General features: G+C 57.6%; 17 protein-coding genes. 15 read left to right on the top strand and 2 right to left on the bottom strand.

Going from position 1 to position 11935, the window contains the following annotated elements; all coding sequences use genetic code 11:
• Positions 1-42 precede the first annotated feature (42 nt).
• Positions 43-300 carry a hypothetical protein gene (locus tag AC07S6_RS08985; RefSeq protein ID WP_495112130.1) on the bottom strand — a complete coding sequence of 86 codons (258 nt, stop codon included), beginning with the start codon at positions 298-300 and terminating at the stop codon, positions 43-45.
• Positions 301-508: 208 nt separating this feature from the next.
• Between AC07S6_RS08985 and AC07S6_RS08980 the strand changes: the two genes are divergently transcribed.
• From AC07S6_RS08980 to AC07S6_RS08925, 12 genes are all read left to right on the top strand, one after another.
• Complete coding sequence (locus tag AC07S6_RS08980; protein WP_495112129.1) at positions 509-850, top strand: helix-turn-helix domain-containing protein; 342 nt, start codon at positions 509-511, stop codon at positions 848-850.
• A gap of 898 nt (positions 851-1748) precedes the next feature.
• Entirely contained in the window at positions 1749-2330 is a 582-nt protein-coding gene (locus AC07S6_RS08975) for an STY4534 family ICE replication protein (RefSeq protein ID WP_495112128.1), read from the top strand.
• Positions 2331-2401: 71 nt separating this feature from the next.
• Positions 2402-2659: a hypothetical protein gene (locus AC07S6_RS08970; protein ID WP_495112127.1), complete on the top strand. Its 258-nt coding sequence runs from the start codon at positions 2402-2404 to the stop codon at positions 2657-2659.
• Positions 2660-2759: 100 nt separating this feature from the next.
• On the top strand, positions 2760-3254 hold the full coding sequence (gene radC / locus AC07S6_RS08965) for a RadC family protein (RefSeq protein ID WP_495112126.1): 495 nt from the start codon (positions 2760-2762) through the stop codon (positions 3252-3254).
• Positions 3255-3306: 52 nt separating this feature from the next.
• Entirely contained in the window at positions 3307-4053 is a 747-nt protein-coding gene (locus AC07S6_RS08960) for a DUF5983 family protein (RefSeq protein WP_495112125.1), read from the top strand.
• Between the two features lie 106 nt (positions 4054-4159).
• The gene (gene pilL2, locus AC07S6_RS08955) at positions 4160-4702 is read left to right on the top strand and encodes a PFGI-1 class ICE element type IV pilus protein PilL2 (protein ID WP_123532869.1); all 543 of its coding nucleotides are present in this window, start codon (positions 4160-4162) and stop codon (positions 4700-4702) included.
• Entirely contained in the window at positions 4699-5370 is a 672-nt protein-coding gene (locus tag AC07S6_RS08950; RefSeq protein WP_495112124.1) for a chemotaxis protein, read from the top strand. The genes pilL2 and AC07S6_RS08950 overlap by 4 nt, the downstream gene beginning before the upstream one ends.
• Positions 5371-5379: 9 nt before the next feature.
• Positions 5380-6099 carry a TIGR03759 family integrating conjugative element protein gene (locus tag AC07S6_RS08945; RefSeq protein ID WP_495112123.1) on the top strand — a complete coding sequence of 240 codons (720 nt, stop codon included), beginning with the start codon at positions 5380-5382 and terminating at the stop codon, positions 6097-6099.
• The gene (locus AC07S6_RS08940; protein WP_495112122.1) at positions 6081-6629 is read left to right on the top strand and encodes a lysozyme family protein; all 549 of its coding nucleotides are present in this window, start codon (positions 6081-6083) and stop codon (positions 6627-6629) included. Before AC07S6_RS08945 ends, AC07S6_RS08940 begins: the two co-directional genes overlap by 19 nt.
• Positions 6626-7141 (top strand): integrating conjugative element protein, encoded by a 516-nt coding sequence (locus AC07S6_RS08935; protein ID WP_495112121.1) that lies wholly within the window; start codon positions 6626-6628, stop codon positions 7139-7141. The genes AC07S6_RS08940 and AC07S6_RS08935 overlap by 4 nt, the downstream gene beginning before the upstream one ends.
• Before the next feature lie 8 nt (positions 7142-7149).
• A complete protein-coding gene (gene traD / locus AC07S6_RS08930; RefSeq protein WP_495112120.1) occupies positions 7150-9255 on the top strand; it encodes a type IV conjugative transfer system coupling protein TraD in 2106 nt (701 codons plus the stop codon).
• An 88-nt stretch (positions 9256-9343) separates the two neighbouring features.
• Entirely contained in the window at positions 9344-10075 is a 732-nt protein-coding gene (locus AC07S6_RS08925; protein WP_495112119.1) for a TIGR03747 family integrating conjugative element membrane protein, read from the top strand.
• Between the two features lie 20 nt (positions 10076-10095).
• On the opposite strand, the gene AC07S6_RS08920 is transcribed toward AC07S6_RS08925, so the two are convergent.
• On the bottom strand, positions 10096-10677 hold the full coding sequence (locus tag AC07S6_RS08920) for a hypothetical protein (RefSeq protein WP_495112118.1): 582 nt from the start codon (positions 10675-10677) through the stop codon (positions 10096-10098).
• Between the two features lie 297 nt (positions 10678-10974).
• Between AC07S6_RS08920 and AC07S6_RS08915 the strand changes: the two genes are divergently transcribed.
• The 3 genes from AC07S6_RS08915 to AC07S6_RS08905 are packed head-to-tail and all read left to right on the top strand — an operon-like array spanning position 10975 to position 11935.
• Positions 10975-11310 (top strand): integrative conjugative element protein, RAQPRD family, encoded by a 336-nt coding sequence (locus tag AC07S6_RS08915; protein ID WP_123532885.1) that lies wholly within the window; start codon positions 10975-10977, stop codon positions 11308-11310.
• Positions 11307-11546, top strand: coding sequence for a TIGR03758 family integrating conjugative element protein (locus AC07S6_RS08910; protein WP_123532888.1), 240 nt, complete (start codon positions 11307-11309; stop codon positions 11544-11546). Before AC07S6_RS08915 ends, AC07S6_RS08910 begins: the two co-directional genes overlap by 4 nt.
• 17 nt (positions 11547-11563) lie before the next feature.
• On the top strand, positions 11564-11935 hold the full coding sequence (locus AC07S6_RS08905; RefSeq protein WP_003174125.1) for a TIGR03745 family integrating conjugative element membrane protein: 372 nt from the start codon (positions 11564-11566) through the stop codon (positions 11933-11935).

Below are 11935 nucleotides of genomic sequence, written 5' to 3'. Positions count from 1 at the left end.
CGCCATTGGAGGTCAACATAAGCATTGGGGTCAATGTAGTGGTCAGTGCATCATCAACGGCGACTGATCCCTCTCTAAGTCGATTAAGGGTTGTCCGATTTCACGGGCCAGGGCTATGCCTGTCGAAATCCATATCTGCCCCAGTTCGTTGAACGCTTTCAGGTGATCAGGATTTTCGTTGAGCCAATGAACAAGGTTGTCGAAGTGTTCGGGGTTATCCGGGCAATCATGGATCTTGATGAACAGCTCCAGTGTTCGATCCCAGATCTGATCCATGACGTTCTCGCTCTTCTCTTCCATGCTCAACCGTTCCTCAGCTTGGCCCTTTCAGACCGCTCATTCTCACTGACCCCTCGGACTCTGATTCCTGGAGGAATAGAAGCCACGTCGCATTACACAGCGATTTCAGCCAATATAACAACCTTATAAGTCGATACTCAACCGCCAAGGATGTTCATGTCAACGGGTCTTTGCTCAACCATTCGGGTTGAACTGGAGAACTCATCACTTGGCACATAAACATCCAACCCAAGCCCAAATCGGGCGCATGATCGCGAAGCACCGCAGCGAGCGTAATCTGACTCAGGAAGAGGTGGCTGAACGCTTGGGGATCGGCAGCGAAGCTGTATCGCGTTTAGAGCGAGGTGTGGTGGAGCTTTCCGTGGTCAAGCTGATGCAACTGGCGGATATCTTCGACTGCCGGATGGATGAACTGCTGACGGCGTCGAGCAGTCGCCCCAATGACCAGGGCCAGATGATCGCGGGTCTGCTGAACGGTCTGAAAGAAAGCGACCGTGCCTTTATCTTGGCAACCGTCGAACAATTAGCCGCTCATCTCGCCAACAAGTGAGTTCATTCACTCTCATCCGATACCGGGGTCTTTGACGCGGCGCACTTTGCCTTGACGTCGTCCCACCCTCTCTGCTGTAGTGCCTCAGGATCATCGCCAACGGCGACCCAAGACCGATTCGCTCCGGGCAGCTCGGTCAGACTCTTAGAGTTCGGAGCCTTCTCCTCTGCGGGATTTCGTTCCCGTTTTGTGCTCGACCTGATCGTGGTGGCGGATGACCAGTGTTGCCTCTATAAGGCAACACTGGTCATCCGCCTCGGCGATCGTATTCAGCCCCGGGGCCCGCCGGGGAAACACTGGGCACCCTTTGTGCGCGGATGCGTGCCAGCATATTCCGACCTAGGCCACGACAAGGGTCGGTTGGTGAATCATGGCGCAGTTAAATCAAGCTTTGCGAGGAGCTTTTCGACTGCGTATGACCGTCAAAGGTGGCTTTTCTATTCCTCGCCTGGTTACCCACCAGGCCAGCTCTTCTTTTTCTCATTCCAGTGACTGCCACCGTATTCCGGCCATAAAAAATCGGGTTGCAGCGTCTTGACGCTTCCCTGTGACAGGCTTATACAAAGGGCGTGGTTCGCTGTCGTTGACAGCCCAGCCCAGGTAGCTTGAACCTTCAAGGCTACGCCACGTTCGTGGTGGTTTACCCAAGTGCGATCAGCGTTCGGAAGCTCGCACGGTTACCGCTTAAGCGGTGATGAATGCCCACTACCCCATGCCTGCGGATCACCACCGCAGACGTTTCTCTGCTGCACCGCTATTCTCCCAGACGCATCGTTCTGATTGTCATCGGCTTGCCGGTGGCGAGTCGTTCATTGCTCACCTTACCCACCCTGACGGGGGCTCACTTCCCCGTCAGGGAATGTGCGCCGCCGTTTTCCCTTGAAACAGGAGAACCACCATGGCCCACGCCAACCAATCCCAAGAAGCGACCACTTACTTCAACCTCCACACCGTCGGTATCGGCTACCTCAACCGTGTCCGTGAAGTACAAGTCCGTCGCGGTCAGCCATTCATGGCCTGCGATATCGCAGCCCTGCACGGTGCCACCGATGCGGTGGAGTACACCCGCTTCGACTGCAAAGTCGCTGGAGGCGAAGCTGAACGCTTGGTACGTCTCTATATGGACGCCGTCAAAGCCGAGAAAAAGGTCTTGCTGTCGTTCCGTATCGGCGACCTGTGGATCGATCCGTTTCTCTACGAGAAAGGCGATAAACAAGGCCAACCGGGCGCCAGTCTGAAAGGTCGTTTGCTGTTCATCGACTGGATCAAGGTCAACGGCACGTTCGAGTACAAAGCGCCCGCCAGGCAGGAAGCAACAGCACCTGCTGAGCAAGCGCCAAACAGTGAGCAATCCCCACCATCGGCTGATGCCGAAGCTGAGGAGACCGAAAACCCAACAGAGGCTCGGGTTGAACCTGAGTCTCCACCCACTCCCTGCACGGTCCGCCGTGATGCCACCCGTACCGTTCAGTCCGCCTGAACAGTCCACGATGTTCCTCATCAAGGCGCTCCCCCAAGCGCCTTGTCTTCAATCCGCACAGGAGAACCAACATGGAATCCTTCTGGCTTTGCGACGACTGCCTGTTCGCTGCGGCTTACGAGGACTACAGCACGTTATCGCTGTATCACTCGCAGGATGAGGTCGAACAACGCATCGCCGCGATACACCGTGGGCTGGTTCGGTTGATGCCCATCAGTGCCGACTTCGATCCCGAAGCTGGCTGGGGGATAATAGCCTTTTCCCTATTGCCTTGCGATGGTTGTGGCTCACACCTACACGGCCAACGCCACCGATTCACTCGGCTGTAAACAGCGCGTCATCGGCTAACGCCCACGACTCCACACCGACCTTGGGGATACCACTCCCCTCGGGCGTGTACCCCTGATTGTTCCCTTCGGAGGTACCGCCATGAGCACCCAACTCACACTGATTGAGACCTCGGATTTCGAGGCTGATCGCATTGTCCAAGAAAACCAGCTGATCGACGAAGCGCTGCATATTCTGGATCGTCGACTGTTCGCCCGCGGCCCTATCCTGACGTCGCCTGACACTGTGGCCTCATACCTCAAACTGCACCTTGCGCAACAAGAGCATGAAGTCTTCGGTGTGATCTTTCTCGATGCCAGGCACCGGGTGCTGGCATTCGAAGTCCTCTTTCACGGCAGCATTGATGGGGCCAGCGTTTACCCCAGACAGGTCGTTAAACGCTCATTGGCGCATAACGCTGCGGCCGCCATTTTTGTTCACAACCACCCCTCAGGGTGCACAGAACCCAGCCAGGCGGATCGCGTTTTGACCGCACGGCTGAAGGAGGCCTTGGCCTTGATCGAAGTGCGCGTACTGGATCACTTCATCGTGGGTGAAGGTCGTCCGCTCTCACTTGCCGAATACGGCTGGCTTTAACCCTCACAGGCGTCTACGGGCGCCTTGTTCATTTCCATTCTGGAGCCCCCTCATGAACCCCACACTCCAAGCCCCAACCCTACCGGCAGCCTCCAACCCATTTGCTCGCGGTTACGACAACCTTCATATCGAACGGCTGCTACTGATCACCTACGAAAACGACTGTCCTCCCTGCTTTCGACCCGTGCACGACTCACAAGCCCATCTGCCCGACAATGAGCTGCAACTGTTCCCCTGCCTGTTCAATGATGATTTCGCCTTGATCATCGAAGGCCAATCCATTCCGGATGAGTTGGATGAATGCTGTCAGTCCACCGGGCTAGTGCGCCAAGTAATCTACGCTGTGATGGGCGAAATGCTCAACGAGCGGCATCACGTCGGTGACCTGCACTCCTTGGAAGAGGCACAAGCCATGGTCCATCGCTTGAGCTTCGAAACGGGAAACTACAGTCGAGCCTGGGAAATCAGTACCGCACACCTTCCCGAAGAAGCGATGCTTTATTTGGAAGAGTGGGTCAGTAACTTCGCTCCGCGGCAAACCGGCCTCTTGTTCGAGCTTTTTACGCTGCCAGATTGCTGCGGTATCGGTTGCAAACTGATCGGCACGCCATGGACGGACGAGAACTTGCTGAACATTGAGGGCAATCGTTATTCGAGCTTGAGACAAGAGCAACTCGACGCAGGCACACCGGAAGCCTTGGTCAACGTACTGTATCTGGCGGCATTGGCGGATGTGCGATTGTTGATCTTCGACCCCGACGCTACCGTCTTGGATGGGCTCGCCATTTTCGATGAATAGCAACGTGTTCAGCGTTAACACGACCCACCTTGAATCAACTTTCTCACTGAATCGCTCCTTCACCTCATGTCAGGTTCTGCACTGAATCTGACATGAGGTTTCTTCCATGGAGCGTTTTTTCACGCCTGTCTGCCTGCTGGGTTTGTTGAGCGCCTGCACCACGCAAATCCCCAACCCATTGCCGACCAATCCAGAGATCGACAGTGGCTCCAATCGGGCCCAGCTCTCGAGGGAGCCAATCGAAGGAAGCCATCCGGCAGAACTCCGCTATGGCCGCTATACGCTGGTCAGCACCGAGCCCACGACGGAACAACGCGATCTTCTCGCTCAAATCATTGAAGTGAACATCCCGTCCAGCCTAAACCCCTCGGTGCAGGATGCGTTGCAGTACGTATTGCAGCGCTCGGGCTATTCGCTCTGCCCCGTTACTGCGTCGGTGAAGGTGCTGTTTACCCGGCCTCTGCCTGCAGCCCATTACCGGCTTGGTCCAATCCCTTTGCGCCGCGCGCTACAAGTGCTGGCTGGCCCCGCCTGGCAACTCACGACCGATGAAGTCAGCCGTTCGGTCTGCTTCGAACAGCAGAAAACGGATGCCGGTGTCGCGCTGATCACACCCGTCTTGCCCCATCAATCGGAGGCGCGGCCATGAAAGCCTCAACGTTTCAAACCCTCATTATCGGGCTCCTTTGCCTGGCGGTCGCCGGGCTGAGCGGTGGTTTGTATAACCAGTACCAGCGCATGGCAGAACTGCAGAGCACGGACACGCAATACCGACAAACCCTGGACACCCTGCAACATGATTCAAGCGCCCTCAAGGACGCCCAGGAGAAGCTGCAGTACGCGCTGAAAGACCTGAAGCAGATGGTCGATACTGGTGAGCAACAGGCCAATACCCTCGATCCGATGCTGGATCAGTGGGCGCAAGAAATACAGGAGCTGCGCGATGGTCTGGCAGCCCGCGCCACCGTGGCAGACCTGACAGCGCTGCGCGCACGCCTTGAACAGGTCGAGCAGCAGTTCCAGGAGCACAAGACCCAGCCATCACCCCCACCGCCATCGCCTTCCGCGACTAAACCGAAAAAGACCGCTCGTCCCAAGCCCGTCCCGCTCTCGCCACCGTTCTCGGTGTTGGGGGTCGAATCCCGTGGTGGTGAGCGCTTTTTGGCAGTCGCACCTCATGACAGTCGCTCTCTCATAGATGTTCGGCTGCTGCATAGCGGCGAGCAGCTCGGAGCCTGGCACCTGAAAGTTCTAGAGCCGAACTCAGCCATCTTCGCGGTGGCCGCTCAGCCAGACCAGACCGTGCACCTCCCTTGAGAAGCGATCATGAACAGAGCGCTACTGCCCACCGTCGTCTGTCTCGCTTCGCTACTGACCATGGGCGCTGCGATGGGCAACCCCGTCACGACACAGTCACTGACCCAGGACACACAGTCTGCTCCGCTGGGGCGCTCTGACTCTGAACAGGCGGCGAGCTGGGGTCTGACGGAGCAGGAGTGGACGCGCTTCGAACAGATCCAAGCCGGCCCGCGCGGTTTCTGGAGCCCGAACCTCGATCCGTTGACCGCACTCGGGGTCGAGGCCCAGACCGACGAAGAGCGCCAGCGCTATGCCGAATTACAGGTAGCGCTGGAAGCCAAACGCGCTGAGCGCGAGTTGGCCTACCAAAACGCTTACACCGCGGCCTGGGCCAAGCTGTTTCCCAGGCTGCTGCCGATCCAGGGCATGGCGTCCCCGCCCCCTGCCAGCTCATCGGTCATGCCGCGCCAGGCCCTGTTTTTGGAGGACCACTGCCCAGAGTGCACCGCCGAAGCGCAGCGTCTGCAAAGCAGCGACACGGCATTCGATATCTACCTGGTGGGCAGCCAAGGCGAGGATGAACGCGTCCGTAGCTGGGCTCGGCAAGCGGACATCGATCCGGCCAAAGTGCAACGCCGGCAGATCACCCTGAACCATGACCGTGGTCGCTGGTTCAGCCTGGGTGCCCCGGAGCCATTGCCTGCCACATTTCAACAGGTGAATGGACAATGGCAACGCCTCGACTGAGTGGCATTGCGCTCATGCTGACGGTGCTCGCCGTCCAGGCTGACGAACTTCCGCCGCCTGCCTACCAACTGGCGGCGCATGACGCCGACATCCCTTCTACGGTGCTGTTCGCGATTGCCCTGCAGGAGAGCGGTATCCGCGTCCGTGGTCGACTGCTGCCCTGGCCTTGGACCCTGAACATCGCCGGAACCCCCTACCGCTTCGCCACTCGCCAGGCCGCCTGTCACGCCTTGCTTCAGGCGCTCGCCCTGCATGACGCCAAGCGGGTCGATGTCGGTCTTGGACAAACCAACCTGGGTTACCACGGACAACGTTATTCCAGTCCCTGCGAAGCCCTCGACCCCTACCGAAATCTCGCCGTGACCGCCGCGCTGCTGCAGGAGCATCACGCTGCCACCGGTGATTGGGTCTTAGCTGCCGGGCGCTATCACCGTCCGGCAGGAGGCGCGCCGGCAGCACGCTACCGTGCTGGCTTTTCCCAGAGACTCGAACAGTTGCTGATTTCCTTTGAACAGGGCACACCACCATGAAGCGAATCCCCATTGTCTGTTATTGCATCCTGCTCTTGGCACCTTTCGCCCAGCCGGAACTGACCGTTGCCGAGGATCAGCCTAGCGACTTCACCCGACTCCATTTTCAAGTTTCCAGGCCACCCATAAACAACAAGACCCAGCCTGATCGGGCCATGCATGCGGACCTGTCCACGTTTGCCGATGAAGCCTGGATACTGCCCATCCGCAGCTCCCACTTGAACCCCGGCCAGATCACGTCTCGCGCCCTGAACATGCCGGGCTTGCGGCCATTTTTTCTGGTCGGTGACGATCCCCAGTCGCTGACTTGGCTGCGTCAACGCGCTGCTGAACTGCACGAAATGGGCGCGGCCGGCCTCGCCGTCGAAGTGGCCAACAGTGAAGATTTGGCCCGGATTCGAGCAGCCGCTCCGGACATCACCATCCTGCCGGTCAATGGCAACGACATCGCCACCCGCCTGCAGATTGAGCACTACCCCGTCTTGATCACCGCCACCTCATTGGAACAGTGAGTCAGGTCATGGCCGAGCATGCGATGGAGTCCAAGCTCCGGCCAGCGGTGGAGCTGTATACCGTAGCGATCTGCATCGCCGCCGCGGTGTTGTGCGTGTACTCGCCCTGGGCTGTGGCCCTGTCACCCGAGATGGGTCTGGTTGCAGCCCTGGCCTATGCCCTGTTCGGCCTTATCCGCCTGCGACAAGCCTGGGAGGTGCTGCGCTATCGGCGCAATATCCGCCGGCTACCCCGCTACGAGCTGACCAGTCGGCAGATTCCGGTCAGCCGCAAGCGTCTGTTCATGGGCCGCGGCTTTCGCTGGACCCGTCTGCACACCCAGCGCTTGGTCGAGGCCCAGGATCCGGCTGTCGCCCACTATGTCGACCAACCGACCAGCTACCGCCTGGCCCGTGGACTCGAACGGCGCCTGGAGCATGCACCGTTTCCACTCTCGATACTGGCCCGTGTCACGGCCTGGGACAGTGCCTTCAATCCGCTGCGGCCTTTGCCCCCGGTAGGTGGCTCGCCACTATTGCATGGGGTCGAGCCCGATGAAACGGAAGTCAGTCTGCCGCTGGGCGAACGGGTCGGACACACCCTGGTGCTCGGCACTACCCGTGTCGGCAAGACCCGGCTCGCCGAGGTGTACATCACCCAGGACATTCATCGCATCGAACACGAAGTGGTGATCGTCTTCGATCCGAAAGGCGATGCCGACTTGCTCAAGCGTATGTACGTCGAAGCCAAGCGGGCCGGTCGGGAGAAGGAGTTTTATGTGTTCCATCTAGGCTGGCCGGAGATCTCCGCCCGCTACAACGCCGTGGGACGTTTCGGACGCATTTCGGAAGTGGCGTCGCGCATCGCGGGGCAGCTCAGTGGTGAAGGCAACTCTGCGGCCTTCCGTGAGTTCGCCTGGCGTTTCGTCAACATCATCGCCCGGGCACTGATCGAGCTGGGCCGACGTCCGGACTACCTGCAGATCCAGCGACATGTGGTCAACATCGACGCACTGTTCATCGAATACGCCCAGCAGTTTTTCGCCAAGACCGACCCGAAAGCGTGGGAAGTGATCGTCCAGCTTGAAGGCAAGCTCACCGAGAAGAACATTCCCCGACATATGGTGGGACGCGAAAAGCGTGTAGTGGCCATCGAACAGTACCTGGCAGCAAAACGGGTATTTGATCCGGTGCTGGATGGATTACGCTCTGCTGTGCGTTACGACCGTACCTATTTCGACAAGATTGTCGCCTCACTGCTACCGCTGCTAGAGAAACTCACCACCGGCAAGACCGCCCAACTGCTGGCCCCCAACTACACCGATTTAGATGACCCGCGGCCAATCTTCGACTGGATGCAGATCATCCGTAAGCGCGGCATCGTTTACGTCGGCCTGGATGCGCTGACCGATGCCGAGGTGGCCGCCGCCGTGGGCAACTCCATGTTCGCCGACTTGGTCTCGGTCGCCGGCCACATCTACAAACACGGCATCGACCACGGCCTCCCCCCATCGAGCAGCAGCGCCGACAAGCTTCCCATCAACCTGCACGCCGATGAGTTCAACGAGTTGATGGGGGATGAGTTCATCCCGCTGATCAACAAGGGCGGCGGTGCCGGTATCCAGGTAACCGCCTACACCCAGACCCTCAGCGATATCGAAGCGCGAATTGGCAACCGCGCCAAGGCCGGCCAGGTCATCGGCAACTTCAACACCCTGCAGATGCTGCGGGTGCGCGAAACCGCCACCGCTGAACTGCTCACCCAGCAGCTGCCCAAGATTAACGTGCTGACCAAGACCCTGGTGTCGGGGGCGACTGACACCTCCGATCCTGAGGCCAACACGGACTTCACTTCGTCCTCGCAGGATCGTGTTAGCAGCACCAGTGTGCCGCTGATCGAGCCTGCTCACATCGTCAGTTTGCCCAAGGGGCAAATGTTCTCCTTCCAGGCGGGTGGGCAGCTCTGGAAAGTCCGCATGCCTTTGCCTAAGCCCTCCAACGACGATGCCATGCCCAAGGACCTGCAGGAACTCACCCAGCGAATGCGGGCCACCTATAACGAGCAGGCAGGCCAATGGTGGACTGCCAGCGGGGGCGGCCCAACAACCAACTTCGATTTGGATCAGGTGGGGTAGCCCTACCCCACCTGATTTCTATTCAGCAAAAACACACTCAATAGACGTCGTAACGACATCAGTCCTGTGGCACACAATGGAGTGAACGATGGCGACTTCCACACAGAACACGCCGCCACAATCTATCCAGCATCCGGGAATAATCGTCTCGGCCATCAGCCTGGTCCTGCGCATCATCGGCTTGCTGGTTGCCTCACTACTGTTCTCGATCCTGATCGAGTTCGCCGGCCTGCTGCTGTTCTGGGGTGATCAGGGCTGGCGGCATAGCCAGGCCATGCTGACCAGTGAACTGGGCTGGCTCAGTGAGCACTTCAAAGCTTCACTCATCCTCCAACAACCCGGGCAAACGATCGTTCAGTTGCTGGATTTCCTCAATCAGTGGTTGTTGGTCAAGACAGGCTTTGTGGATTTTGCCCAGCAGGCGCGGGTGTCGAGCCAAGGCAACGGTTTCTGGGGCTGGACCAATCAATTCTACGTGAGCATTGAGGATTTCGTGCTTGCGGCGGTGTATGTGACCTTTACCTTCATGGTACGCCTGACCATTCTGATCCTGGCCACCCCCTTATTTCTGCTGGCCATGTTCACTGGTTTCGTCGATGGACTGATGCGCCGCGACCTGCGCAAATTTGGAGCTGGGCGAGAAAGCAGTTTTGTTTATCACCGCGCTAAACGAGCAGTGATACCTCTGCTGATCGTGCCATGGGTCATTTACCTGTCCTTGCCCTTTTCGCTCAATCCCATGGCCATTTTTTTGCCTAGCGCGATGATGCTCGGAGTAACGACAGCTATCACCGCGGCGACGTTTAAAAAATACATCTGATAGAACGTATTGCTGGCGTGTTAAACCATTCCGGTTAATTTAGCCAACACCGCGACGATGTAACCGCCAATGATAGACAAACCAACAATACCCCACGGCCGTTGCCACCAATCACCGCTAGGGGACGGCGGCATAGATTGCTGATAAAAATTGATCTGTCCAATCTGATTCGCGTTGACTTGGGTCGCAGTTCCATTTTGCATCGAATTGCGCCACTGAGCTTCCCCAAGACGTTCGAGTTGAACCTGAACACGCCTCTTGAGTTGGCTAGCGGAAAGGAGAAATTGCTTTCCAACAATCATCACACCCAGTAAGCCGAAAAACAGCAAATTTCCATAGCTGAACGGGTTTTCCTGGCTGAGGGTTGGTGCGTACTTCCATACAAAACCGATGTAGGGTGATGTGGCCTGGTAAACGTCGGCTATTATATTTTGCACAACCCCTCCCAAATGCCCAAAAATCGTTGTGCCTGCAAGCTTCTCTGCTTGTTGGTGTAGAAAAATCAATGACGAAACCAAATAGATTAGCGCACCGCAGACGGTCAAGGTGATCCCCACGCCCTGTCGAATACGGTACCGCCGAATTGCTTGTTGGATGTTCACTCTCTGCACTCACTCTTCGTAAACTGATATCGCCCGCGCCTTATTTGCGCCCCGCTAACATTGTTGCTAACGGCATCAAACGTTAACGGCTGCCCATCGTTTTTCATGAGAAATCGAAACCGTACTTGCAGCGCAATCGCGTCATTTCACCGCGTTTGATAGCCCTCAATGTAGTGTCCTAATTCGTTACGCGACCAGACGTGGTACTGAAAAAATGACGCAGCGTATTTCATGTTTCTTACTGCTGAGCCTGGACGTTAGTTGAATGCTGGCCCCATAACCAAATGGGCTATCCACATGCCAACTATATTTTGCCGAATCTGCTCTCTGTTCGTATTGATCACGTTCAATAGCGGCAGCTACGCCGCATCTGCTCATGAACAGGATCAGTTCAGTCTGATTTTGCAACAACTCGACACTATCGAACGCCTTGTGACACGAGCTAAGACAGCCAGCACGGCTGAATCAGTCGAGCGCTATCGCTTCGACTACCCACGACTGACCCAGGACATTCAGCGCATCCGTCACGGAGTACAGGGCTACCTGTCCCCTTCCCGCGCTCAACCCAGAGACCCCACTGAATTGGTTGGCGATTACCGCCTTGACACTCCGTCCGCGGAGCCGTCGCCATGAGCATGACTGACGCTCAGAACTCAGCGTTCCAAAACGCCTCCGGTTTCTCACCGCAGAGCAGTTCGACGCTCTGGATGTCCGTGGTTCTGGTCCTGACTTTGCTGTGGTGCGCCTGGGTGATGTGGACGGCTTACCGGGGTTGGGCCGCCGGCAGTGTGCGCTTCGGCGCGTTTGGCGGTAGTGCTGCACGCGTATTGCTCGCGTTGTTGGTTCTGATGTTCTTCACCCTGTCCTAATACCGGAGATCACTGTCATGCTTAAGTGCCTTGTCCCCCTGAAAAACAACCTGCGTGATCGTGCGAGCCAGCGCTTGATCGGTCTGCTCCTGGTACTCGGTCCAAGCCTGGCTTTTGCCGAACTTCCGACCATGGAAGCTCCTTCACGTGGTGAAGGTTCCGGGTTGATCGAAACGATCAAAAACTACGCCTACGACGGCGGCATCCTGCTCGGTCTGCTGATCGCCCTGCTCGCTTTTCTCGGGGTGGCATGGCACTCCCTGACCGTCTATGCCGACGTACAAAACCAGCGTAAGACCTGGAAGGACTTGGGTGCTGTAGTCGGCATCGGAGCCCTGTTAGTGGTGATCATCATCTGGTTTCTGACCAAGGCTGCCGCGATTCTGTGA

The sequence above is a fragment of the Pseudomonas sp. GW821-FHT07B01 genome (genome assembly GCF_059419065.1).
This window is presented reverse-complemented; position numbering and strand designations above follow the sequence as displayed.